Source organism: Amycolatopsis sp. NPDC104775 (assembly GCF_055583325.1).
The window spans coordinates 112,931-135,101 of the sequence record NZ_JBVJOE010000014.1; the positions used below are offsets into that span (position 1 = coordinate 112,931).

Here is a 22,171-nt window from a genome sequence, read left to right on the forward strand (position 1 = left end):
GTTACCTCAAAGTGCCGAAATGTTTCGGGGAGTTGACATTGCCCGCCGTCGTGGCGGAGGTGCGCAGTGAGTCAGAGGATCGCGCTGACCTCGCGGGCCGCGGCGCGCAGGCCGTCCAGAGCGGCGTTGGTGGACCGGGGGTCCAGCGCGTGCGAGGCGAGGCGGAAGAGCATGGCGCGCAGCAAGAGCTGTGGCCATTCCGGGAGGTGCGCCCAGCGTTCCAGGAGCGCACCGCTCGCTCCGCCCCAGCTCAGGGAGTCGACCGCGGCGATCGCGGCACCCCATTCGCCCGGGCGGTAGTACGCGGCGAAATCGACCACTCCGGGAGCCGCGTCGCCGTCGAAGAGCAGGCCGGACAGGAGTTCTCCGTGGGCGACCTGGTGCGGGAGTTTGATCGGGCGGCGAGCCGGGGCGAGGATCTCGAACCAGCGGCCGCCTTTTTCCTCAGGCAGTGCACGGTCCAGTTCCTCCCACGCGATCCGGTCGGCGATGGCGTCCCGGTCGTCCCGGGCGGAGAGGAAATCCGGACGCGGCAGGTCGGCGGTGGCCCGGTGCAGCCGGACCGCGGCCAGAACGGCTTCGTCACAGCGGTGTTCGGTGGTGCCGGAAAGGTAGCGCCAGGCCGACCAGTTGCCGACGATCCAGCGGCCGTCCCTCGACCGCACCGGCTTGGCGATGCGCAGGCCGGGGTCCTCAGCGAAGTCCAGCGCCCGGGCGGTCCAGAGGGCTCGGGAGCGGTCGGTTACGCGCTTGAAGACCAGGTCTCCGGCGTGCCAGGCCTCCGAGTCCGGCAGGAGGGTGATGGCGTCGGCGTCGCTGCCGAACGCGGAGCAGACGCGTTCGGAGGGACGTTCGAGGGTTGACCGCACAAAGGGGAAGGGTACGCCGGTGCGCGGCGAGTTCTTGGCGAGACTCGCTGGTCATCGGCGGCTTCGCGGGCGCAACGCCCGGATGGCCGAGCGGCAATCCCGGTTGTCGAATCCGGCGCTCCTCGATCGACGCACTGGTGAGAGCGGGCCAGACGGGAGGTACCGGGATGAGGACCCTGCACATCGGACTGCGGGTGACCGACATCCAGCGGTCGCTGGAGTTCTACACGGCACTGGGCTACGAGACCGTCGGCACGGTGCCCGAGACGCCGGTCGGGCAGCTGACCATGCTCAAGCTCCCCGGCGACGAGTTCGTCACCGTCGAACTCGTGCACGACGGCGAGCCGGTCGAGCGCGGCACCGACGTGAGCCACCTCGTCGTGCAGGTCGAGTCGATGGCCGACACGCTCGCCGTGCTGGCCAGCCACCAGATCGAGCCGGTCTCCCCGGTGCACGAACACGGAGCGGGCATGCGGACGGCATTCATCGCCGACCCGGACGGTCGCCGCATCGAACTAGTCCAGTGGCCCGCGGGCCACGCCGACGGCATGACGGCCGCCGACTGGCCGGAAAAGGGGAACGAGAAATGAGCAGGACACCAGTGCGGCTGTACATGTCCATGTCGGTCGACGGATACATCGCCGGACCCGACGACCGGCCGGGCCAGGAACTCGGCCGCGACGGCTTCCGGCTGTTCGACTGGCTCGACGACCGGGTGTCGGACGGCGTCAACGGGCAGGTGTACGCCGAGGCCTCGGCAACCGGTGCCGTAATCTCCGGACGCCGCACGTTCGAGCTGGCCAAGCGGTGGAACGGCGACCACCACGACGGCGTCCCGATCCACGTGCTCACTCACCGCATCGACCCGGCCGACGAGCCGCCGGGCAGCGCGAAGTTCTACACCGACGTCAACGCGTGTGCCGACGAGGCCCGGGACAAAGCGGGAGACCGAGCCGTACTGGTGCACGGCGCGGGCGCGGCACAGGCTCTCCTGGCAGCGGGCCAGCTAGACGAACTGGAACTGCATCTCATCCCGGTGCTGCTCGGCGACGGACGGCGGCTGTTCGAGCCGACCGGACTGGGCCAGGTCGAACTGGAGCTGGTGCGGCGGCTCGAAGGCCGCGGCGTCACGCACCTGCGGTACTGGATCGAAAACGCGTGAAGGACTCCTTGCCGGAAGCCAAGTCCGGCAAGGAGTCCTTCACGGGCAAACCTCAGTAGGTCGGCAGGCTCGGGTCGATCTGCCGGGCCCAGGCCAGCACTCCGCCGCCGAGGTGGGTGGCGTCCTTGAAACCCGCCGCGTGCAAGGCGGCGAGCGCCTCGGCCGAGCGCGCGCCCGACTTGCAGTGCAGGACGATCGGCTTGTCCTGCGGCAGTTCGGCCAGCGCCTCGCCGGAAAGGATCCGGTCCTTCGGGATCAGCGTGGCGCCCTTGATGTTGACGATCTCGTACTCGTGCGGTTCGCGGACGTCGATCAGCGCGAAGTCCTCGCCGGAGTCGAACTTCGCCTTCAGTTCCGCCGGGGTGATGGTGCTGCCCGACGCCGCGGAGGCAGCCTCGTCCGACACCACGCCGCAGAAGGCCTCGTAGTCGATCAGCTCGGTGATCTTCGGGGTCTCCGGGTCCTTGCGGATCTTGACCTCGCGGTACTTCATCTCCAGCGCGTCGTAGGAGATCAACCGCCCGAGCAGCGGCTCCCCGATGCCGGTGATGAGCTTGATCGCCTCGGTCACCATGATCGAGCCGATCGACGCGCACAGCACGCCCAGCACGCCGCCCTCGGCGCAGGACGGGACCATGCCCGGAGGCGGCGGCTCGGGGTAGAGATCCCGGTAGTTGAGACCCTTGCCGTTCGGCGCGTCCTCCCAGAAGACGCTGACCTGGCCCTCGAACCGGAAGATCGAACCCCACACATACGGCTTGCCGAGCAGCACCGCCGCGTCGTTGACCAGGTAGCGGGTGGCGAAGTTGTCGGTGCCGTCGAGGATCAGGTCGTACTGCCGGAAGATCTCCAGCGCGTTCGCCGACTCCAGCCGCTCGGTGTGCAGGTGCACCTTGACCAGCGGGTTGATCTCGGCGATCGATTCCTGCGCCGACGCGGCCTTGAGCTTGCCGACGTCGGACTGGCCGTGGATGACCTGGCGCTGCAGGTTGGATTCGTCGACGACGTCGAAGTCGATGATGCCGAGCGTGCCCACGCCGGCCGCCGCCAGGTACAGCAGCGCCGGGCTTCCGAGGCCGCCCGCACCGATGACCAGGACCTTCGCGTTCTTCAACCGCTTCTGCCCGACCACCCCGACGTCCGGGATGATCAGGTGACGGCTGTACCGGGCCACCTCTTCCTTGGTGAGCTCGGCTGCCGGCTCGACGAGCGGCGGCAGTGCCGTGTCTGACATCGGGTCCTCCATACTCGCGCGGGTCGCGTAGTCGATCCCAGTATGTTCAACGCCCGCCCGCAAGGGAGACTTCCCTGCTCTCAGATCGTGGGACGTTGTTACTGGCCCGGCGGGGTCGGGTTCGGCCACGCGTTCGGCTTGCACACGCGATGGTCCGCGGCGACCTTGCCCTTGTCGCCGCCGGGGATGTTGTTGAGCATCGCGACGTAGTCGTCGGCCACGCCGAACGACTGCTGCATCATCACCGGCGCGGGCTGGTCGTTGCCGGGGCAGCCGACGTGGTTGTTGCCCAGCGCGTGCCCGACCTCGTGGTTGATGGCGTACTGCCGGTACCCGGTCATGTCCGAGAGGTACACCTTCGCGCCGCGCACCCAGCGGGCCAGGTTGATCAGCACCCGGCCCATGCTGCGCCGGTAGCACGAGGCCTCGAATTTGATCTGGAACCCGCACGCGTCCGGCCGGTGCGTGGTGTCCGGCGTGGTGAGGCTCACCCGGAAGCTCGGGTTCGGATAGCTCGCGTCGACCCGCTGCAACCGGATCTCGCCGTTCCAGGTCCAGCTGCGCGGATCGGACAGAATGCCCTGCACCGCGGTGCCGAAGCTGTCGTCGCCGGCGTAGCTGGCCGGATCGATGCCGTCCTCGACCTCGACGGTGTAGGTGTAGAGCTTCCCGGATTTGCCCACGACGTCGCCGGACCCCGGCACCACGTGCCAGGTGCCCTTGCCGGTCTGCGTGAACGGGCCGCCATTGGGCAGATCGGCGGTGGGCACGTTGAGGTTCACCGGCTGCGCGGGGTTCTCCGGGATGCCGCCGCCCCCGTCGATCGCCCCCGACGACGTGTCGCCGGACGCCACCTCGCCGCCGCTGCCCGCGGTACCGGCGTCGGTCGGTCCGGTGGCGGTGTTGACCGCGACCAGCACGGTGATCACAGCCAGGATCGGCAGCGCGTACACGCGCCAGCCGTAGGTCTTCACGAACCGGGCGAACGGCGACTGCTTCTTCTTCGGCGCCGGGCGCTTCTCGGAGCTGCCGTCCTTGGGTTTCCAGGCGGCGGCGAGCGGCTCGGCGCTGGTGCGCCTGCTGCCCGGCCGGTACCGGTCCTCGCCCACGCGCTGGGCCGGTTTCCGCGCGGGCCGGTACTGGCCGACGCGCGGCGAATCGGACTCCGGATCGCCGGACTCGGAGGACGCTGAACGCCGGGCCGACCCGGCGGTCGGTCCCCGCCGGTCTTTCGCTCGCGCGTCCTGCTTCAGCCGGTCCACCGACCCAGGGTGCCACACGGCGGCGGCGTTCCCGGAAGCGACTGGCGGGCTCCGCGGTGATCCGCGGTCCCCCGTTCGGGCTACCAGGAGCCCTTGTCCGCGCCCTCCCACAACCCGAGCACGGCCCGCGCGACCACCTGCGGACGCTCCATCTGCGCGACGTGCCCGGTACGCGGCAGAACCAGCATCCGGGCGCGCGGAATCGCCTGCGCGGTCCGCGGCGCCCGCTTGACCGAGATCACCCGGTCGTGGAGTCCCCAGACGACCAGCGTCGGAGCCTGGACCTGTTTGGCGACCGACCACAGCGACGCGGCGCCGAGCGCGGTCCAGCGCCGGAAGATGCCGAACGTGCTGCGCTCCATCGCGGCCAGCGCCCACGGGAACCCGGCGCGCGCGGCATGCTCCTCGACCAGTTCGTCCAGCCGGGCGTCCGGGAACCGCGCCGGATCGTGGAAGCACAGCTTGATGACCTGCGCGGCACGTTCGCGGGCGGTCATCCCGGCCATCCGGCGGCGCACCCTTGCCCCGACCACCGGGAGGTAGGCCAGCGCCATCAGCGGATCGGACAGCCGGCGCGGGTCCGGACGGCGGTCCGGCATCGCCGGGGAGATCAGGGTGAGAGTCCTCACCAGCTCCGGTCGCCGCGCGGCGACCAGCAGCGAGATCGCGCCGCCCATCGAGTTGCCGAGCAGATGCACCGGCCGGCCCAGCCGCTCCAGCCGCCCCGCGATGACGTCGGCGTGGTCGTCGAGGCTGTAGGCGAATCCTTCCGCGGGCTCCGAATAGCCGAATCCGGGCAGGTCAACGGCCTGTCCGGCGGCGGTCGGGGCGAGCAGCGCGGCGAGATCGGTCCAGTTCGTGGACGATCCGCCGAGCCCGTGCACGTACACCGCGGGCGTGCCGTCCGGGCCGGGCGTGTGCCGGACGTGCAGACCGTCTTCGACCGTCCCCGGCCAAGCAGGCAGCGCCCCGTCGAGCGGCGGAAGGGGCGTAGTCGACAATGGCACCTGGGTCACCGGCGGGCGGACCGCCGCCGCGGTGGCGGGGCGGGAGGTCGTGGTGGTCACCTGTCCAGGATGCCTGACCCTTGGCATTTCGGGCGTACCCACGGGTAATGTCAGATTCACTTCACGCGGTGGTGAACCCGCCCGGCGAAGGCTGCGGACGGAGGAAGAATGACGGACATGGCGCGACTGCAACGAGGCGTCCGGTTGCCCCGGACCGAGCGCCGGGCCCAGTTGCTGACGGCCGCGCAGCGCGTCTTCGCCGAGCACGGCTACCACGCGGCGGCGATGGACGAGATCGCCGAAGAGGCGGGGGTCAGCAAACCGGTGCTCTACCAGCACTTCCCCGGCAAGCTCGACCTTTACATCGCGCTGCTGGAAAGCCACGTCGACGACCTGGTCGGCCGGGTGCAGGGCGCGCTGAACTCCACTTCGGACAACCGCCAGCGCGTTCCGGCCACCGTCGGCGCGTTCTTCGACTTCGTGAACAACGACGCGGGCGCGTTCCGCATGGTCTTCGAGTCCGATCTGCGCGGCGAGCCCGCCGTGCAGGAGGCGGTGGACCGCGCGACCTCGGCCAGCGTCGAGGCCATCACCGAGACGATCACCTCCGACGCCGGGCTGGACGAGGAGAAGGCCCGGCTGCTGGCCGTCGGCCTGGTCGGGATGAGCCAGGTCAGCGCGCGCTACTGGCTGCAGCACAACCAGTCGATGAGCCGCGAGGACGCGGTGGCGCTCACCGCCAACCTCGCGTGGCGCGGCATCGGCGGCGGTTTCCCGCTCAAGGACAACTGACCCCAGTGCGCGTGGTCGCGGTGCCGGGCACGCTGTGCAGCCCGCGGATCTACGCCCCGCTGGCGGCCGCGCTGCCCGGCGAGCTGGACGCGGTCGACTGGATGACCGCGCCCGGTCCGTGGCGGATCGAGGACATCGCGGCGCGGGTCGCCGAGCGGATCGAACAGCACGGCAGCCCAGTCAAGCTGATCGGGCACTCCACGGGCGGCTGTATCGCGGCGATGGTCGCGGCCACCCAGCCGGACCTGGTGTCGGCGCTGCTGCTCGCGAACACCGGCGCGCACATGCGCGGCCACGGCGACGTCGACCGGATCCTCGCCACGATCGCTTCCGGCTGGGGCCCTGGCCTGCACGCGGCGGTCCTGGATCGGTCCTTCGCCCTGCCGCTGCCGCCAGAGCTGCGCGCTGAACTGCTCGCCTACGCCGCCCGCGTCCCGGCCGAAGCCGCGCTGGAAGTCCTGACCAGCCAACGGGATCTGGACCTCACGCCGCGACTGGCGTCGATCCGCTGCCCGGTCACGGTGCTGCACGGAATCCACGACCGGGCCCGCACCCTCGCCGACGCCCAGTACCTCGTCGACCACCTGCCGGACAGCGAACTCGTCACTGTCGAAACCGGGCACTCCCCGATCTGGGAAGACGTCCCGGCCACCGCCGCCGCGCTCGAACGGCTCCGCTAGCTCACTCGCGCGGTTTTCGCTGACGCGGCACCGATCTCGCCGCGCCGGGCAGTTCGATCAGCAGTTTCTCGAGGTGAGCACTGTCCGGCAAGGCACCGTGTGGATCGGTCAGCCAGTCGTCGGATTTGCTTCGCTGGGACGGTTGTTCGCCTTCCGCCAGCAAGGCGACGTAGCAGCCGTAGTCGATGGCGAACCCGTCGTAGAGCGTTCCCGGCCGTTTTCGGTTCACGACGCCTCGCCGCACCAGGTGAATGAGCCGGGCGTCGTGCAAATCGCGGATGGTCTCCTCGTGCGCGCCGCTGGCGTGGTCGAGCAGAAACGTGCGGGAGCGCCGTCGGCCGACCACCTCGTCCACCAGCCACCGCAGCGTCGTCAAGGCCGGTTCGTTCCCGGCGATGGCCGCGTATTTGTCCCGCAGATACCAATCCTGCGCGGCCTGCCGGACGTGCCGGATCCCGATCGTCGCCGTGTTCGCGTGCTGGGCGGCCAGCGCGGCGATGTTGATCGCGTCGCGGGGCACGCCTTCCGCCGCGCGCACGAGTTCGGGGAACGCCGTGCGGCTGAACGCGGTGGCCACGAATTCCGCGGGATCGTCCGTCACCGGCATCCGCGGTCGTACGTGATTGAGGAAAAGTTCGGCGAAAAACTGCCTCGACTGGGTTCGCCCGTGATCGAACAGGAGCACGTCGTCGAAGCTGACCGCCGACGCCGCGTCCGCGCCGACCTCGATGCCGACGTAATCGCCTTCGCCGCCCGGTTCGCGGAACCGCGACCGGCGTTCGATCGCCGCGATCTTGACCGTCGTGCCGTGGGTCGGAAGCACGCTGCGGCGCAGCAAATCCGCCAGTAACGGTTGCAGTTCAAGGGGAATCGAACTCCACTCGTCCAGCAACAGCCACAGCCGGGCCGGGGCCAGCGCGGCCGTGATCCGGACCAGTGCCCGGCTGAGCGGCCCGAAAATGACCTGGTGATGCTCGATTCCGCTGCGCCGCAACCGATCCGAAGCCGTGACCGACTGACGGCTGCTGCCCGAAACCGTCACCTGACCACGCGGACCGCCCGGCCCCCAAGAGGCCGACGCCCCGGCGCTGGTCGACTGCTCCGCTGAGCCCCCGACAGTCGTCTCCCGCTCGACCTTGCCGACGACCTCGACGGTCGTCGCCGCCTCGGTCAGCTCGTCCAGCCCTTGCAACAAGCCTTCCTGGTCGGAAACCCGGGTCTCGATCGCCGTGGTCAGCAGTTGTTCGTGCACCGCCTCCAGCGTGTCCACGAGAAGCTGAGTTCCGCGAAGCGGCACCGGAAGCTGTTGATTCGCATACAGCCCGCTGGTGGAGCCGATCGTGCGCAAATCCAGATACACCGCGACATCGTGCGTTTCCTCGACCAGATCGGCCAGATACAGCAAGGCGTGCGTTTTCCCGGTACCGCGACGGCCGTAAAGGATCTGGTGGTCCGCGGAATTCAGCATCGCCGAGAACGACCCGGCCACCACGAAGGTTTTGGCCAGCGTGTGCCGGTCCACGCTTTCCGCTCGCCGGGAAATCGCCATCAGGCTCCGGTTGACGTGCGCGCTCAGCGGTTGCCCCATGCGCCCGTCCCGTCCTGTCGGCGACATCCCAACCGCCCAGCGTGACAGCGCCGGGCGGCTGGGAACAGCCGACAGTCAGGTACGAGCGCGAACGCGCAGGGTCACGAAACCCGCAGCAACGCTCCGATGCGTTTCGCGACCTCGCCCGCCCGCTCCTGCGGCAGCATGTGCCCGGCACCGGGAAACCGGACAAACTCCGCGTCCGGCAGCTCGTCCGCGATCACTTTCGCGTGCGGCAGCGGGCAAAGCCGGTCCTTCTCCCCCGCCAGCACCACGGACGGAGTACCGCGCAAGGTTGCCAGCGCGACGCGCCGATCGTGCGTCGAAATCGCGTCCTGGAACGCGCCGAGGCTCGCCGGATGTGCGCACAACAGCTGGTCCGCGACCAGGCGAAGGTCCGTGCGGCGCGGGTGGTCGCCGAAAACGAGGAACCGCGCGCCTGACCGCACCATCGCCGGACTCAATGGCAGCCGCTCGCCTTTGCGATGCGACAACGCTTTCGCCAGCCGGCGCTCGAACCGCGCGGAGAACTGGCCCGCCATTCCGGGCAGTCCCAACGTGATCCGGTCCATCTGCCCCGACGACGTCGCCACGAACGCCGCTCCGACAACCCGGTCCCGGACCAGGTCCGGATGCCGTTCGGCCAGCGCCATCATGGTCATGCCGCCCATCGAATGCCCGGCGAGCACCAGCGGACCCGACGGGACCCGGGCGGCGAGCAGCTCGGCCAGATCGTCGGCCAGCCGCGGAATCGTCCCGGTTTCCTTCGTCGCGGGCGCGGAACCGCCGTGCCCGCGCAGGTCGTAGCGCAACGTCCGGACGCCCGGGCCGAGGTGCTCCATGACCCCGTCCCACGTGCGGTGGTCCTGCGTCCAGCCGTGCACCAGCACCAGTGTCACCGCGGCATCGGCCGGACCGCTCAGCTCGACGTGCAGCGCGCAACCGTCGCTGGTCACGAACCGATGCTCGCGAGCCGGATTACGCAGCCGTTCTACGGTAGTCATTTCGCCTCCGGCAACAGGAACGACTTGCGCCAGAACGGTTTCCCAGGCAACCCCACCAGGCCGGACTCCTGCAGGAACGGCATGATCTTCTCCCCGGCCCACGCGATCGTCGCGCGCCAGTGCGGGTTGTTCAGCGCCGTCTCGACACCCTCGCGCGGCCGGATCCCGACCGCCTTGTAGACGTTCGGGTTGATGAACGCCCGCGTCACGAAGTACGAGATCAGCGCGATGCTGAACTGCTGGTAGGCGATCTCCGCGCGGCCGAGTTTCGCCATGCCGCGGGTGACTTCCTCGCGGGCGAAGGTGACGTGCCGCGCCTCTTCCAGCACGTGGATCCGGTTCACCATCCGGACCAGCGGCTGGATCTCCTCGTCGTTCATCTGCTCGCGCTGCAGCCGGTCGAGCACTTCTTCGGCGACCAGGATCGCGCCGTAGCGCGCCGGGCCGTAGGAAATGGTCGGCATCAGCTTCGCGAACTGCCGCAGCACCGGCACCGGACCGTAGGTCGGGCAGCCGATCCGCGCGGACATCCTCGCGAACATCGTGGAGTGCCGGCATTCGTCGGCGATCTCGGTGAGCGCGAACTGCGCGTGCGCCGTCGTCGGATCCTGCTCGTAGACCTCCTTGAGCAGCATCTGCATCAAGAGGATCTCGAACCACAGCCCGGTGGTCGCGATGCTGGCCATCTCGTGCTTGCCCAGCTCGATCCGCTGCTCGGGGCTCAGCCGGTCCCACAGCGGCGTGCCGTAGAGCGACGAGCGCTCCGGCAGGATGTACCGCTTGCCCTCGACCAGCGGCGCGTCCCAGTCGATGTCGACATCCGGGTCGTAGAACTTGTTCGCCGCCGACTTCAGCAACCGCTGTGCCGTCGCCTCCCGGTCGGTCACCTTGAGCGTCCGCGTCATCATCAGCCCCTTCCAGCGCCTGACTCGCCGTTGAATCGAGAAGCCGCGTCCCGCCTGCCGCCACGGGAACTGTGCTCCAGAACATGTAACCCGTGGTAACAGTTACCTCTGGTAGCATGACCGCCGTGATCGAACGTGTCAAGCGCTCCAGCAAGCAGTCCGGCAAGCAGGCAGCCGACACCGAAAAAGACACGGCAGGCACCGGCGACGCCCGCCGCGATCGCTGGCGCAAGCACCGCATCGCCCGGCGCGCGGAGTTCGTCGAAGCGGCTCTGCGCGCGCTCGACGCACACGGGCCCGAACTCGGCATGGAGGACGTCGCCGCGGAAGCGGGCGTCACGAAGCCGGTGCTGTACCGGCATTTCGAGGACAAGGCCGACCTGTACGTCGCACTCGGCCAGCGCGGCACGGAGATCCTTTTCGAACGGCTGATCCCGGCGATCAACGCGGAGCTCGCGCCGGTGCCGCGGATCCGGATGGCGCTCGACGCGTTCTTCGGCGTCATCGAGGAACATCCGAACCTGTACCGCCTGCTGGCCCACGGCGGACTGCCGGGCAAAACCACTGATTCGGACGTCGTCGCGGAGGACAAGGAGGTCATCGCCACCGCGCTGACCGCACTGCTCGGCGACTACATGCGGATGTTCAACATGGACTCCGGCGCGGCCGAACCGTGGGCGCACGGGATCGTCGGCATGGTCCAGAGCACCGGCGAATGGTGGCTGGACCGGCGGTCGATGAGCCGCGATTCGGTGGTCGAGTACCTCACCCAGATCATCTGGGCGGCGATCGACGGGCTCACCCGCCAGCAAGGCGTGGTGATCGACCCGAACCTGCCGCTCGAGGAGAACAAGGTCGTCCAGCTCGGACGCACCGAAGAAGGCACGAAAAGCGACGCAGGCTGACGAGAGGACTCCGGATGAGCGACGAAGACGGCTACACGGGCCCGGCGACGCTGGTCGTCGACGGCGCGGAACTCGCCGCGGACGTCGAGCTGCGCGGCTACTTCCAGCCGATCGACGGCTACTACCACTGGTACGGCCGGGTCGCCGCGAACCCGAAGCTGGCCGAGGCGGTCGGCGGGCGCAAGAAGCCGTGCGAGGTGCGCGTCGGCGAGCACACCGCCGAGGGCGAGCTGTCCGATCCCGACCCGTGGGGCCGCTACCGGCTCACCGGCACGTCCACGCCGCCCTTCGCGGTCCCGAAAACCCTCGCCGAGGTCGAGGAAGCCACCGCCTGACCAGACGAAAAGGCCGCTCCGGAAGCGATCTCCGGAGCGGCCTTTTCTCGTGTACGGCTGGGTCAGTCGCCGACGCCGAACCCGACCTTGCGGACGTCGGACGGGGCGATCTCGACGTACGCGATGCGGTCGGACGGGACCAGGTACTTGCGGCCCTTCTCGTCGTTGAGGCGGAAGAGCCCGTCACCGGCCGTCAGCGCCTCGGCGACCAGCTTCTCCACCTCTTCGGGAGTCTGGCCACTGGACACCACCAGCTCGCGCGGCGTGTCCTTGATGCCGATCTTGACCTCCACGTGGGACCTCCGCTGGAAACTCGTTGTGACTACGCCCGGCAAGGCTAACCGAAGCGGGCCGCCGCGGTGGCGCGCGACCAGCAGGTGACTCGTGACCACTCGCTCAGCCCAGCCCCAGCGCCTGCATGCGTTTGGTGTGCCCTTGCTGCAACCGGCGGAACAGCGCGCCGATTCCCGCGAGGTCGCCGGACCCGGCGACGATCAGTTCCGCCAGGCCATCGCGTTCGGCCACGACGTACTGCGCCTGGGTGAGCGCCTCGCCGAGCAGGCGCCGCCCCCACAGCGCGAGCTTGTCGCGGGCCTTCGGGTCGGCCTTGATCCCGGCCGCGACTTCGCGCTCGGCGAACGCCGAATGCCCGGTGTCGGCGAGCACGGTCAGCACCAGGTCCTTCGTCTCGGGGTCGAGCCAGTTCGCGATCTCGCGGTAGAGATCGGCCGCGAGCCCGTCCCCGACGTACGCCTTGACCAGCGATTCCAGCCACGATTTGGGCCGGGTGGAGGCGTGCCAGGCATCCACTTGCGACACGAACGGGGCCATCGCGTCCTCGACCGCGACGCCGTTCGCGGCCAGATGCTTCGTCAGCAGATCGAGGTGCCCGATCTCGGCGGCCGCCATCGAGGCGAGCGCGGCGCGGCCGGCGAGCGTCGGCGCGCTGCGGGCGTCCTCGGCCATCCGGTCGAAGGCGGACAGCTCCAGGTAAGCGATCACGCCGAGCAGGTCGACGACGCCTTCGCTGATCGTGGACGGAGATGCGGCGGGCGCTGAGGGCGCTGCGGGCGCTGCGGGCCTGGCTTCGGCGGGGTCGGTCACGGCGACGAGGGTATCGCCGAACCGCAGGCCCGCGCCGTGAAGAGACCGATCCCACGCCGCGCCGCCGCTCCCGGTATTCCCCGGAAAACACCTGACCAGGTACAGTGGGGACGGATAACCAGAGCTTCGCCGCGCCGGACCGCCTTTTTTCGAGAGGCCCCAGGAGCGGCGGGAACCAGGCGAGCGGCCGGTGCCACCAGGGCGACCGGAGTTCGCCGCAAGTGTGCGTGCACGCCTCCTAGCGGCATTCCCGGGAGGGCGGCTCCGGCGCCACCGGCCTGTCAGACGAGGCCGCGGCGTGAGTCAGGCCCCCGGTCGAGTGTCGAGTGACAACCGGCCTGTGCGCGCTGGTCACGAGAGAGGCGATCACCCTGACCGCAGAACAGTCCACAACCGAACAGACCGAAACCGCGCAGGCCACCCCCGCTGTCGCTCTCGAGCACAGCGAAAACGGGCCGGCCGCGCTGGACACGTCGCACCCGCTGCAGGCCGGTGCCCCGGTGGCCGAGGAGTCGCCGACGTTCGCGTCGTTCGGAGTGAAACCCGAAATCGTCAAGGCGCTCGGCGAAGCCGGGATCGAGCGCACCTTCGCCATCCAGGCGCTGACCCTGCCGCTGGCCATGGCCGGCGACGACCTCATCGGCCAGGCCCGCACCGGCATGGGCAAGACGCTCGGCTTCGGCGTCCCGCTGCTGCACCGCGTGCAGGTGCCCGGCGACGGCACCCCGCAGGTGCTGGTCGTGGTGCCCACGCGCGAGCTGTGCATCCAGGTCGCGAACGACCTCAAGGGAGCCGGGAAGCACCTCGGCATCCGCACGCTGGCGATTTACGGCGGACGGCCGTACGAGCCGCAGATCGAGGCGCTGCGCAAGGGCGTCGACGTCGTCATCGGCACGCCCGGACGGCTGCTGGACCTCGCCGAGCAGCAGCACCTGGTGCTCGGCAAGGTCCGCGGGCTCGTCCTCGACGAGGCCGACGAGATGCTGGACCTCGGCTTCCTGCCGGACATCGAGCGGATCCTCCGGATGGTGCCGGACGAGCGGCAGACCATGCTGTTCTCCGCCACGATGCCGGGCCCGATCATCACGCTCGCCCGCACGTTCCTGAACCAGCCCACGCACATCCGCGCCGAGGAGAACGACGCCGGCGCGATCCACGAGCGCACCGCGCAGTTCGTCTATCGCGCGCACTCGATGGACAAGACGGAGCTGATCGCGCGAGCGCTGCAGGCCGAGGGCCGCGGGCTCACGATGATCTTCTCCCGCACCAAGCGCACCGCCCAGAAGATCGCCGACGATCTGGTGGAACGCGGTTTCGCCGCGGCCGCGGTGCACGGCGACCTCGGCCAGGGCGCCCGCGAGCAGGCACTGCGCGCGTTCCGCTCGGGCAAGGTCGACGTCCTGGTGGCGACCGACGTCGCGGCTCGGGGCATCGACATCGACGACGTCACGCACGTGATCAACTACCAGTGCCCCGAGGACGAGAAGACCTACGTGCACCGCATCGGCCGCACTGGCCGCGCCGGACGCACGGGTGTCGCGGTCACGCTCGTCGACTGGGACGAGGAACCGCGCTGGAAGCTGATCTCGGACACGTTGAACCTCGACCTGGCAGAGCCGGTGGAGACGTACTCGTCGTCGCCGCACCTGTACAGCGACCTGGGCATTCCCGAGGGCACGAAGGGCCGCCTGCCGCTGTCGAAGCGCACGCGAGCGGGCCTGTCCGCGGAGAAGGAAGAAGACCTGGGCGGCAAGCGCCGCGGCCGTCGCGGCTCCGCTTCCGCTTCCGAGGAAGAGGAAGCCCCGCGCAAACGCAACCGCGCCCCGCGCAAGCGGACCCGCGGTGGCGCCCGTGCCGCCGCGGCCGTCGAATCCGCGGACGCTGCCGCCGCGTCGGACCAGCAGGAAGACCGCCCCCGGACCCGCCGCCGCACCCGTTCGGGAGCCGACGCGACCGGCCCGTCGACCTCCACCGGCAACGCCACCCCCGCGACGACGTCCGACTCCGGAGAGACCTCGGAGCGCCCGGCACGCCGCCGCCGTCGCCGCCGTCCGTCCGCATCTGATACACCTGCGTCGGCAGACTGAGCGACACACCGGGAGTCAGTTACGTGAACGACCACGGGAACGGCACCGACGAAACGCCCCCCGAGCCCGGATCGAACGTAGCGGGCACTCCCGCGAATCCCGACGAAAACCCCCGGCCGGACCTTCCGGCCGGGGCACCCGTCCCGGACGCTGAGGCCGGTCGGGTTCCAGGTCCGGCCGAGGCGGCTGCTGCCGAGCAGGACGGGATTCGCTCTTCGGGCGAGGTGGCTGCTTCCGGTGGTTCGGCCGGGGAGGCTTCCGCCGGACCAGGCGGGTCTGCTGGCGACTCCGCTGAGGCAGCCTCGGGCTCGGCTGGGAGCGCTGCCGCGTCAGCAGTTTTCGGGCCGCACGACGCGGGCTCCGCCACGGCTGCTGACGAACCGGCTTCTGCCGGAGTGTCTCCAGGCGAGCCTGGCGAAAACACCGCCGCCACCTCAGCGACCCCGCGAGCGCAGGCCGCAACCCCTGCCACGGCCGCCTCCAAACCAGCTTCCGCCGGAGTGCCCTCAGGCGAGCCTGGCGAAAACACCGCCACCACCCCAGCCACACCCCGAGCACAGGCCGCAACCTCAGCTACAGCCGCCGCTGAACCAGCTTCCACCGGAGCGTCCCCAAGCGAGCCTGCCGAAAACACCGCCGCCACCTCAGCCACCCCGCGAGCGCAGGCCGCAACCTCAGCGACGGCCGCCTCCAACCCAGCTTCCACCGGAGCGACCCCGACCGGCTCAGGCGAAACCACGTCGGCCCTCCCCGGCGCTCAGGCTGCGGACCCGACCGCCGAACCGGCTCCCACCGCAGGCACCCACGCCGCGACCCCGCCCGGCACCCCCGAGGCCCAAACCGGCCCCATCTCGCACGCCACCCGCGAACCCGCCGGAGCCAGCGCCTCCGCCGAGCCCTACGGTTCCGAAAACCTCCTCCCCCGCCCTCCCGCCGCGAATCCCGTTGCGCCGCCCGGGAAAGCCCGCCGCTCGCCGTGGAATCGGGGGCGGGACCGGGTGATCGCGGGCGCGATCGTCGTCGTGGTGGCGGTGGTCGCCGCGATCGTCGCCGCCACCAGCGACAACCTGCACACCAGCCGTGCGCTGGCCGATCCGCCGCGCGCCCTCCCGTCGCCGCCTGCTTCCGTGCCCGGGTCGATGACGCAGCTGTGGCAGGCCCCGAGCGCCGCGACGCCGATCCCGATCGGACAGTCCGACACCGTCACCACCGCGGACGGCAGCGAGGTCGCCGGCCGCGATCCGCTCACCGGGCAGATCCGCTGGCACTACACCCGCGAAAACCTGGGACTGTGCACTGTGGACGCTGCCTGGGGCCGGGTGAACGCGGTGTACCACAAGACAATGGGCTGCAGCGAGGTCACCCAGCTCGACCCGGCCACCGGCCGCATCACCGCGCAGCGCAACGGCGACGCCGAACTCGGCACCCGTCTGGTCAGCGACGGCAGCCACGTCACGACGACCGGCAAACATCTCCTCGACACGTGGCGCGACGATCTCGTGAAGAGCATGGAGTACGGCAAAGTCCCGTTCCTGCAAAACGCGAACAAGCAACCCCGCCCCAACTGCACTTACGGCACGGTAGCAGCGGCCGCCGACAAAATCGGCGTGATCGAACGCTGCCCCGGCGACCGCACCGACCGCCTGACCGTCTACAAAGCGACCGCCGAGCACGAGGACGAACCGAAGGTCACCTACACCGCCCTGCTGGCAGGCAAGCGGGCCCGGGTGATCGCGATGTCCGGCGACCTCACCGGTGTCCTGCTGCCAGACCAGAAGCTCTACGTCGTCTACGGCGCGGACGGTTCGCAAAAAGCCGCCTACCCCATGGATCTCCCCGCCGCGGACGTAGCGAACGATCCAGTCGGCGGCACCGAAGCGACGACCCGCACCGCGGCGGGGATGTACTGGTTCACCGGCTCGAAAACCGTCGCGCTGTCCCGGGACGACCTGTCCCCGCGCTGGACCCTCGACGGCACGCTCGGCCCAGGAATCACCTTCGCGACCCAGCTGGTAGTCCCGATCCGCGGCGGCCTGGCCGTACTCGACGAAACGAACGGCGCAACCCTCCGCACAGTCGGCGTCGACCGCGGCGCCTACACCGGCCCCGTCCGCCTCACCGCGCTAGGCCCGGTCCTGCTGGAACAACGCGGCCCGAACGTCGCCGCCCTGCGCTGACCCGGCTCAGAACCACCACAACACACTGAACGCCACCCCCGCGACGACCAGCACCCCAACCCCCGCGGCCACCGCCGCTTTCCCCACGCGACGGTCGGCGATCCGTTGCAGCGCAAGCATAATCACCGCGGCGACCGGATGCCCGACCAGCTTGAGAACACCCGGCCCCGGCGCGCCGTTGACGAGACACAACACGCCCACGACAAGCACCCCAACGGCCAGTACTGCCATCCCCGCCGCAACCGACCCGGTGAACCCGCGCCACCACCGCCCCCGAGACTTCCGCGGCTTCCGCCCCACGGACGGCTCGTGACGCTCGGGTTTGGCTGACGTTTCTCCGCCGCCGGACAGGTTGTCGCGCGTAGGCTCTTCCTCGACTACAGCGGCCTCGCTGTCGGCTGCCGCACTGTGGACCGATGCCGAGTCATGGATAACTGCGGCCGTTGCGCGATCCTCCGCCGATTCAGGGGATGCCTCAGCATGCCCAGCAACCGCGAGATCAGCTGTCACCGCATTGTCGCTGTCCACAGTCACGTCGCCGGTCGTACCTCCGTTATCGGACAAGCTTGCCGTCGCGTGATCTTGCGCCACAGCACCATCCGCGACATCTCCGCAGCCCACGCCACCGGCCAGATTCTCCCCGCCACGAGCACGCCGACCACGACCGCCTGCGGCACGGTGCTCTCCACCGGCCCTGCCATTCCTCGCTGCGGCAAGATCCTTCCTTGCCGCACCCCGGCCCGCGGTCGCGGCCTCACGAGCGCCCTGATCTCCAGCCGCGGCACCGCGACCCGGCCCTTCGCTCACAGCCCCGCGAGCACTCCGGCCCTCCACCTCAGCCCCACGCGCGTCTTGATCCCCAGCCGCAGCATGACGAACCGACCGACCGCCCCCGGTGCCACGCCCCCGGTCAGCCCCGCGCCCCCGCGCACCATCAGCCTCACCGCGGGCCGTTTCCTCAATGTCCGGTGACGCCACGATTCTCGGGTCCAATCCACATCTCGGGAAATCCCCTACGGCGCAAGCAAATCCCACGGTTGCGCGGCAGGAGCCGTCTGCTGTCCCGCCACGCAGCTCGGGCGGAAGTCGCACCAGGCGCAGCGGCGGTCGGGGCGGGCGGGGAACACCGTGTCTCCATCGCCGCCCGCGTCAAGGGTATCTGCTGCCAATCGCAAATCCCCGGCGGTCTCCTCGGCGCGTTCCAGGTGCCGCTGCAAGGTTTCCGGCGTGTGTTCCGCCGCGGCGATCGTGCCGGACGGCAAATGGTGCAACTCGACCTTCGTGCACGGCATGCGCAGAGTGCGGGCCGAAGCCACGGCGTACATCGCCAATGCCTGAGACGCCCGGGCCTCGTGTTCGTCCGGGGCGCGGCGGCCGGTTTTGTAGTCCACGATCACCAGTTCGCCGCCGCGCTGGTCGATCCGGTCGGCTCGGCCTTCGATGATCATCGTCGGGCGGCCGCCGGTGGTGCTGACCGGCGCGGACACCCAGCGTTCCAGGCCCACCGGATCGTCGCTGACGTCGTTGTCCTCCACGTACTCCGCGACCCAGCCTTTCGCTCGCGCACGGTAACGCGCGGCCTGGTCGTCGTCGGCGAAACCGGCGTCCTTCCAGTGCTCGGACACCAGCGCCATCGCCCGCTGTGGCGTCCGTTTCGCCACGGGCAGGTCGAAAAGCGCACGCAACGCGTTGTGCACCACCGCACCCAGCGTGCTGTGCGCCCACGGCCCGGTACGCTGCGGCGTCGGCCGGTCGAGGTAGGCCAACCGGTACCGGCGCGGACAATCGTCAAAGGTGCTCAGCCGCGCCGGCGACACCTTGGTGAGCCGCTGCGGTTGCTCGACGCCGAAGTCGAACCCCAGCTGTTCTTTCACGCCGCCCCCTTCCATCGACGCCCACGCTACGCACCCCCACCGACACTTTCCGGCGCGGGCCGTCAGCTAGCCGGCGCCGGCGATGAAGCCCTGCACCGAATTCGCGACCAGCTCGACCGCGATGGCGGCGAGCAGCAGACCGGCGATCTTCGCCAGGAGCGTGATGCCGCTTTCCTTGATCAAGCGGATGACCACGCCGGAGAACCGCATGCAGGTGTAGAGCACGAAATGCACGGTCACGATCGCCAGCGCCAGCGCGATGTAGGCCCCGATGTGCCCGTCGGCCTGCCGGACGAACACGATGGTCGCCGCGATCGCGCCGGGGCCGGCCAGCAGCGGCGTGCCCAGCGGGACGAGGGCGACGTTGACGTCCTCAGCCGCCTCGGGCTCATTGCTGCCCGCGTTGCCGGTGAGCAGCTGCAGCGCGATCAGCAACAGCAGCAAGCCGCCCGCGCCCTGCAGCGCCGGGATGCCGATGCCCAGATACGCCAGGATCGCCTGCCCGGCCACCGCGAACAGCGAGATGACCAGCAGCGACACCAGCACCGCCTGCCGGGCCGCTTTCACCCGCGTAGCCATCGGTTTGCGGCCGACCAGGCTCAGGAACACCGGCACCGTGCCGGGCGGGTCCATGATCACGACGAGGGTGATCGTCGCGCTCATGAAGAGCTTCGCGTCGAAGAAATCCGAGACGGCCATCTCAGCCCTTCACCACTGAAAAGCCGGTCGCCCGCCCCACCAATTCCTCCAGCTGGTCCGGTTCGGTCGTTTCCTGGCCGAGCCCGATGGTCTTGTTCGTGCCGTGATAGTCGCTGGACCCGGTGCGGATCAGGCCCAGTTCGTCGGCCAGCTCGCGGGTGCGCGCCCGGGTGGCCGGATCGTGGTTGGGATGGTTGACCTCGACGCCGGTGAGCCCGCGGGCCGCCAGGTCGCGCAGAGTGTCCTCGCTGATCGTCGCGCCGCGGCTGAACGCGAAGGGATGCGCGATCACGGTAACCCCGCCGGCAGCGGTGACCATGTCAATCGCTTCCTCGACCGGAGTGTCGCGGCGCGCGACGTAGTAGCCGCGACGGCTGTGCAGATAGTCGCCGAACGCCTCGTCGACGGAGCTGACCAGCCCGGCGCGGACGAGCGCCTGCGCGAGGTGCGGCCGTCCGGCGGGCGAGTCTTCCGGGAGCAGGCCCAGGATTTCGTCGGCGTCGACCGGGAGGCCGTCGGCGGCCATCCGCTCGGCCATCCGCCGCAACCGGGTGCGCCGTTCGACGCGCAGCCGCGTCTGTTCCGCGACGATCGCGGGCGCGGCCGGGTCGAAGAGATACGCGAGCAGGTGCACGCTGATTTCGTAGCCGGTGTCCGGGTCGATCGAGACCGTCGACAGCTCCGCGCCCGGCACCAGCGTCATTCCGGCGGGAAGGGCCGCGGCGGCCGGTTCCCAGCCCGCGGTGGTGTCGTGGTCGGTGATCGCGACGACGTCGAGACCGGCACGCGCGGCAGCGCCGACGAGCTCGGCAGGGCTGTCGGTACCGTCGGAGGCCGTGGAATGGGCGTGCAGGTCGATGCGCATCGGACCCATTCTCGACGATGCGCTGCGTCACCCCGGCGCCGGGACCAGTGCCGACGCGCGCTGAGGTCAGCCGACCGGCTTCTTGCCCCGCGCCGCGCGCTGCGCCTTGATCATCGAGAACCGTTCGGCCTGCTTCTGCTTGTCGCCGAACACGAGCTCGGAGATCGTGTCGTAGAACTCCTCGGGCCGGGGCAGGTAGTCGATCCGGTTCAGCGCCTGGATCTGCCCGGCCGATTCGACGACCATGGTGCCGTAGCCCAGCATCCGGCCCCAGGCCGAACGCTGATAGGTGAGGTCGGTGACCTTGCTGATCGGCATCATCAGCACCTTGGTGGTGAAGACGCCGGTGGTCATCACGAACCGTTTGTCGGTGACGACCAGGCGCTCGACCCACCATTCGATGATCACGTAGGCGAAGCGCAGCACCACCGCCAGCGCGACGTACCAGAGGATGTTCTGCACCACCCACAGCGAGGGCGGCAGCAGATACGACACCAGCACGCACACGATCAGCAGCGCGGCCGCCTCGAACGTGTCCCAGAGAAGCACCGCCCAGTGGCGGCGGATCCGGATGACCCGCCGCTCGGTGTCGAGGAGGTACTCGTCAGGGTCGCGTGGCGCGAACATGGGTCGAGGGTATCCCCTGTCCTCAGTGGAAGACGTTGCTGACGAACGTGATCACCGATTCGGCCGAGCTGCGGAGAAACTCCACGATGTTGCTGACAAGACCAGCAGCATGGCCCGGCTGGGCGATCACGAAGAACAGCACCAACGCGATACCCACGAGTCCCGCAAGCTTCTTCGCGTTCACAGCGATCAATCCCGTCTCTTCCATGACACCCGGAAAACTGACTTTCTACGTTGTACCGCACTGACCACTCACGCGGGAGGAAAGTCCCGCGCATGGGTCAGCCAGGCGCTCGAAGTGTACCGTACGGCTACTCTCCGTGTACAGCTTCTCGGACGCTAGGGGGTACGGCCGGGGTCGGCTACCTTCGCGGCATGGACGGCCTGGAACGCTGCGTCGGCGGCATCGTGTTCGACGACCAGGGCAGACTCCTGCTCATCCGGCGCGCGAACGAACCGGGGAAAGGCCTGTGGTCGCTGCCCGGCGGCCGGGTGGAACCGGGCGAAACGGACTACGAGGCAGTGGTCCGGGAGCTTCGCGAAGAGACCGGGCTCGACGTGAGACCGCACACATTGACCGGCTCGGTCCTCCGCGGCCGCTACGACATCCATGACTACGAATGCACGTGGACCGGCGGAATCCTCACCGCGGGCGACGACGCCACGGACGCGCGCTGGGTCAATTCGACCGAGCTGGTCAATCTGGACGAAGCGGGCCACCTGGTGGACCAGCTCATGGTGACTTTGCGTGACTGGAATGCATTGCCCGCCGCGTAACTCGTAGCGGTCATTTTCGCATTCCGCGCGGCCGCGTCCGCGAATCGGAACGGATTGCGGAGTTGTCGGAAAGTTTCCCCATCGTTCATAGATCCACGATGAGCACGGAAAAGGCACGGAACGCGTATTCGATATCGCCGGACGCGCATCAGTCGCCGTGCCTCCGCCACTGCGAAGCGATGTGACTGATGGGGTGAATGTGACACAGGTTACGCACG

The 22,171-nt window shown here is 69.5% G+C and carries 25 protein-coding genes; 9 read left to right on the forward strand and 16 right to left on the reverse strand.

The window, feature by feature from the left end; translation table 11 throughout:
• Positions 1 to 71: 71 nt before the first annotated feature.
• Complete coding sequence (locus ACZ63D_RS39585) at positions 72 to 869, reverse strand: TIGR02569 family protein (RefSeq protein ID WP_465359457.1); 798 nt, start codon at positions 867 to 869, stop codon at positions 72 to 74.
• Positions 870 to 1,036: 167 nt separating this feature from the next.
• Here ACZ63D_RS39585 and ACZ63D_RS39590 point away from each other — a divergent pair, with 167 nt between their 5' ends.
• The gene (locus tag ACZ63D_RS39590; protein WP_465359458.1) at positions 1,037 to 1,459 is read left to right on the forward strand and encodes a VOC family protein; all 423 of its coding nucleotides are present in this window, start codon (positions 1,037 to 1,039) and stop codon (positions 1,457 to 1,459) included.
• Positions 1,456 to 2,031, forward strand: a complete 576-nt coding sequence (locus tag ACZ63D_RS39595; RefSeq protein WP_465359459.1) for a dihydrofolate reductase family protein — start codon at positions 1,456 to 1,458, stop codon at positions 2,029 to 2,031. The genes ACZ63D_RS39590 and ACZ63D_RS39595 overlap by 4 nt, the downstream gene beginning before the upstream one ends.
• Positions 2,032 to 2,083: 52 nt before the next feature.
• Here the strand turns inward: ACZ63D_RS39595 and moeZ are convergent, their stop codons facing one another.
• From moeZ to ACZ63D_RS39610, 3 genes are all read right to left on the reverse strand, one after another.
• Positions 2,084 to 3,265: an adenylyltransferase/sulfurtransferase MoeZ gene (gene moeZ / locus ACZ63D_RS39600; RefSeq protein WP_465359460.1), complete on the reverse strand. Its 1,182-nt coding sequence runs from the start codon at positions 3,263 to 3,265 to the stop codon at positions 2,084 to 2,086.
• 98 nt (positions 3,266 to 3,363) lie between these two features.
• On the reverse strand, positions 3,364 to 4,527 hold the full coding sequence (locus ACZ63D_RS39605) for a DUF3152 domain-containing protein (protein WP_465359461.1): 1,164 nt from the start codon (positions 4,525 to 4,527) through the stop codon (positions 3,364 to 3,366).
• 80 nt (positions 4,528 to 4,607) lie between these two features.
• Complete coding sequence (locus tag ACZ63D_RS39610; protein ID WP_465359462.1) at positions 4,608 to 5,621, reverse strand: alpha/beta fold hydrolase; 1,014 nt, start codon at positions 5,619 to 5,621, stop codon at positions 4,608 to 4,610.
• Between the two features lie 81 nt (positions 5,622 to 5,702).
• On the opposite strand from ACZ63D_RS39610, the gene ACZ63D_RS39615 reads away from it, so the two are divergent.
• Together ACZ63D_RS39615 and ACZ63D_RS39620 are read left to right on the forward strand one after the other, a co-directional pair.
• Entirely contained in the window at positions 5,703 to 6,326 is a 624-nt protein-coding gene (locus tag ACZ63D_RS39615; protein WP_378308497.1) for a TetR/AcrR family transcriptional regulator, read from the forward strand.
• 5 nt (positions 6,327 to 6,331) lie between these two features.
• Entirely contained in the window at positions 6,332 to 7,006 is a 675-nt protein-coding gene (locus ACZ63D_RS39620) for an alpha/beta fold hydrolase (RefSeq protein ID WP_465359463.1), read from the forward strand.
• Between the two features lies 1 nt (position 7,007).
• On the opposite strand, the gene ACZ63D_RS39625 is transcribed toward ACZ63D_RS39620, so the two are convergent.
• From ACZ63D_RS39625 to ACZ63D_RS39635, 3 genes are all read right to left on the reverse strand, one after another.
• The gene (locus tag ACZ63D_RS39625; RefSeq protein WP_465359464.1) at positions 7,008 to 8,594 is read right to left on the reverse strand and encodes an ATP-binding protein; all 1,587 of its coding nucleotides are present in this window, start codon (positions 8,592 to 8,594) and stop codon (positions 7,008 to 7,010) included.
• Positions 8,595 to 8,695: 101 nt separating this feature from the next.
• On the reverse strand, positions 8,696 to 9,598 hold the full coding sequence (locus tag ACZ63D_RS39630; protein WP_465359465.1) for an alpha/beta fold hydrolase: 903 nt from the start codon (positions 9,596 to 9,598) through the stop codon (positions 8,696 to 8,698).
• The gene (locus ACZ63D_RS39635; protein WP_465359466.1) at positions 9,595 to 10,503 is read right to left on the reverse strand and encodes an AurF N-oxygenase family protein; all 909 of its coding nucleotides are present in this window, start codon (positions 10,501 to 10,503) and stop codon (positions 9,595 to 9,597) included. The genes ACZ63D_RS39630 and ACZ63D_RS39635 overlap by 4 nt, the downstream gene beginning before the upstream one ends.
• Positions 10,504 to 10,619: 116 nt before the next feature.
• Here ACZ63D_RS39635 and ACZ63D_RS39640 point away from each other — a divergent pair, with 116 nt between their 5' ends.
• Both ACZ63D_RS39640 and ACZ63D_RS39645 read left to right on the forward strand, forming a co-directional pair.
• Positions 10,620 to 11,408, forward strand: coding sequence for a TetR/AcrR family transcriptional regulator (locus ACZ63D_RS39640; protein ID WP_465359467.1), 789 nt, complete (start codon positions 10,620 to 10,622; stop codon positions 11,406 to 11,408).
• A gap of 14 nt (positions 11,409 to 11,422) precedes the next feature.
• Positions 11,423 to 11,743, forward strand: coding sequence for a DUF4873 domain-containing protein (locus ACZ63D_RS39645; RefSeq protein WP_465359468.1), 321 nt, complete (start codon positions 11,423 to 11,425; stop codon positions 11,741 to 11,743).
• 62 nt (positions 11,744 to 11,805) lie between these two features.
• Here the strand turns inward: ACZ63D_RS39645 and ACZ63D_RS39650 are convergent, their stop codons facing one another.
• The gene (locus ACZ63D_RS39650) at positions 11,806 to 12,036 is read right to left on the reverse strand and encodes a DUF3107 domain-containing protein (RefSeq protein WP_009072973.1); all 231 of its coding nucleotides are present in this window, start codon (positions 12,034 to 12,036) and stop codon (positions 11,806 to 11,808) included.
• Between the two features lie 103 nt (positions 12,037 to 12,139).
• Entirely contained in the window at positions 12,140 to 12,775 is a 636-nt protein-coding gene (locus tag ACZ63D_RS39655) for a ferritin-like fold-containing protein (protein WP_465359505.1), read from the reverse strand.
• Positions 12,776 to 13,347: 572 nt separating this feature from the next.
• Between ACZ63D_RS39655 and ACZ63D_RS39660 the strand changes: the two genes are divergently transcribed.
• Entirely contained in the window at positions 13,348 to 14,934 is a 1,587-nt protein-coding gene (locus tag ACZ63D_RS39660) for a DEAD/DEAH box helicase (protein WP_465359506.1), read from the forward strand.
• 998 nt (positions 14,935 to 15,932) lie between these two features.
• Complete coding sequence (locus ACZ63D_RS39665; RefSeq protein ID WP_465359469.1) at positions 15,933 to 17,111, forward strand: Rv3212 family protein; 1,179 nt, start codon at positions 15,933 to 15,935, stop codon at positions 17,109 to 17,111.
• A 6-nt stretch (positions 17,112 to 17,117) separates the two neighbouring features.
• Here ACZ63D_RS39665 and ACZ63D_RS39670 read toward each other — a convergent pair whose 3' ends face one another.
• The 7 genes from ACZ63D_RS39670 to ACZ63D_RS39700 all read right to left on the reverse strand — a co-directional run bounded on the left by ACZ63D_RS39670 (position 17,118) and on the right by ACZ63D_RS39700 (position 21,384).
• Positions 17,118 to 17,645 carry a hypothetical protein gene (locus tag ACZ63D_RS39670; protein ID WP_465359470.1) on the reverse strand — a complete coding sequence of 176 codons (528 nt, stop codon included), beginning with the start codon at positions 17,643 to 17,645 and terminating at the stop codon, positions 17,118 to 17,120.
• Entirely contained in the window at positions 17,642 to 17,800 is a 159-nt protein-coding gene (locus tag ACZ63D_RS39675; RefSeq protein ID WP_465359471.1) for a hypothetical protein, read from the reverse strand. Before ACZ63D_RS39675 ends, ACZ63D_RS39670 begins: the two co-directional genes overlap by 4 nt.
• Before the next feature lie 324 nt (positions 17,801 to 18,124).
• Complete coding sequence (locus tag ACZ63D_RS39680) at positions 18,125 to 19,000, reverse strand: RecB family exonuclease (RefSeq protein ID WP_465359472.1); 876 nt, start codon at positions 18,998 to 19,000, stop codon at positions 18,125 to 18,127.
• A 51-nt stretch (positions 19,001 to 19,051) separates the two neighbouring features.
• The gene (locus tag ACZ63D_RS39685; RefSeq protein WP_452078373.1) at positions 19,052 to 19,684 is read right to left on the reverse strand and encodes a MarC family protein; all 633 of its coding nucleotides are present in this window, start codon (positions 19,682 to 19,684) and stop codon (positions 19,052 to 19,054) included.
• Position 19,685: 1 nt separating this feature from the next.
• On the reverse strand, positions 19,686 to 20,549 hold the full coding sequence (locus ACZ63D_RS39690; RefSeq protein WP_465359473.1) for a PHP domain-containing protein: 864 nt from the start codon (positions 20,547 to 20,549) through the stop codon (positions 19,686 to 19,688).
• Between the two features lie 66 nt (positions 20,550 to 20,615).
• Positions 20,616 to 21,176: a PH domain-containing protein gene (locus ACZ63D_RS39695; RefSeq protein ID WP_037353298.1), complete on the reverse strand. Its 561-nt coding sequence runs from the start codon at positions 21,174 to 21,176 to the stop codon at positions 20,616 to 20,618.
• A 22-nt stretch (positions 21,177 to 21,198) separates the two neighbouring features.
• Positions 21,199 to 21,384 (reverse strand): hypothetical protein, encoded by a 186-nt coding sequence (locus ACZ63D_RS39700; RefSeq protein ID WP_009072958.1) that lies wholly within the window; start codon positions 21,382 to 21,384, stop codon positions 21,199 to 21,201.
• Positions 21,385 to 21,551: 167 nt separating this feature from the next.
• Between ACZ63D_RS39700 and ACZ63D_RS39705 the strand changes: the two genes are divergently transcribed.
• Positions 21,552 to 21,953 carry an NUDIX hydrolase gene (locus ACZ63D_RS39705; RefSeq protein ID WP_465359474.1) on the forward strand — a complete coding sequence of 134 codons (402 nt, stop codon included), beginning with the start codon at positions 21,552 to 21,554 and terminating at the stop codon, positions 21,951 to 21,953.
• The last annotated feature ends 218 nt before the right edge of the window (positions 21,954 to 22,171 follow it).

Excerpts from the sequence above, each read along its gene's own strand:
- ACZ63D_RS39590 (WP_465359458.1), top strand. The coding sequence starts at position 1,037 with ATGAGGACCCTGCACATCGGACTGCGGGTGACCGACATCCAGCGGTCG.
- ACZ63D_RS39595 (WP_465359459.1), top strand. The coding sequence starts at position 1,456 with ATGAGCAGGACACCAGTGCGGCTGTACATGTCCATGTCGGTCGACGGA.
- moeZ (WP_465359460.1), bottom strand. The coding sequence starts at position 3,265 with ATGTCAGACACGGCACTGCCGCCGCTCGTCGAGCCGGCAGCCGAGCTC.
- ACZ63D_RS39610 (WP_465359462.1), bottom strand. The coding sequence starts at position 5,621 with ATGCCAAGGGTCAGGCATCCTGGACAGGTGACCACCACGACCTCCCGC.
- ACZ63D_RS39615 (WP_378308497.1), top strand. The coding sequence starts at position 5,703 with ATGACGGACATGGCGCGACTGCAACGAGGCGTCCGGTTGCCCCGGACC.
- ACZ63D_RS39625 (WP_465359464.1), bottom strand. The coding sequence starts at position 8,594 with ATGGGGCAACCGCTGAGCGCGCACGTCAACCGGAGCCTGATGGCGATT.
- ACZ63D_RS39630 (WP_465359465.1), bottom strand. The coding sequence starts at position 9,598 with ATGACTACCGTAGAACGGCTGCGTAATCCGGCTCGCGAGCATCGGTTC.
- ACZ63D_RS39635 (WP_465359466.1), bottom strand. The coding sequence starts at position 10,503 with ATGACGCGGACGCTCAAGGTGACCGACCGGGAGGCGACGGCACAGCGG.
- ACZ63D_RS39640 (WP_465359467.1), top strand. The coding sequence starts at position 10,620 with ATGACCGCCGTGATCGAACGTGTCAAGCGCTCCAGCAAGCAGTCCGGC.
- ACZ63D_RS39645 (WP_465359468.1), top strand. The coding sequence starts at position 11,423 with ATGAGCGACGAAGACGGCTACACGGGCCCGGCGACGCTGGTCGTCGAC.
- ACZ63D_RS39680 (WP_465359472.1), bottom strand. The coding sequence starts at position 19,000 with ATGGAAGGGGGCGGCGTGAAAGAACAGCTGGGGTTCGACTTCGGCGTC.
- ACZ63D_RS39685 (WP_452078373.1), bottom strand. The coding sequence starts at position 19,684 with ATGGCCGTCTCGGATTTCTTCGACGCGAAGCTCTTCATGAGCGCGACG.
- ACZ63D_RS39690 (WP_465359473.1), bottom strand. The coding sequence starts at position 20,549 with ATGCGCATCGACCTGCACGCCCATTCCACGGCCTCCGACGGTACCGAC.
- ACZ63D_RS39695 (WP_037353298.1), bottom strand. The coding sequence starts at position 21,176 with ATGTTCGCGCCACGCGACCCTGACGAGTACCTCCTCGACACCGAGCGG.
- ACZ63D_RS39700 (WP_009072958.1), bottom strand. The coding sequence starts at position 21,384 with ATGGAAGAGACGGGATTGATCGCTGTGAACGCGAAGAAGCTTGCGGGA.
- ACZ63D_RS39705 (WP_465359474.1), top strand. The coding sequence starts at position 21,552 with ATGGACGGCCTGGAACGCTGCGTCGGCGGCATCGTGTTCGACGACCAG.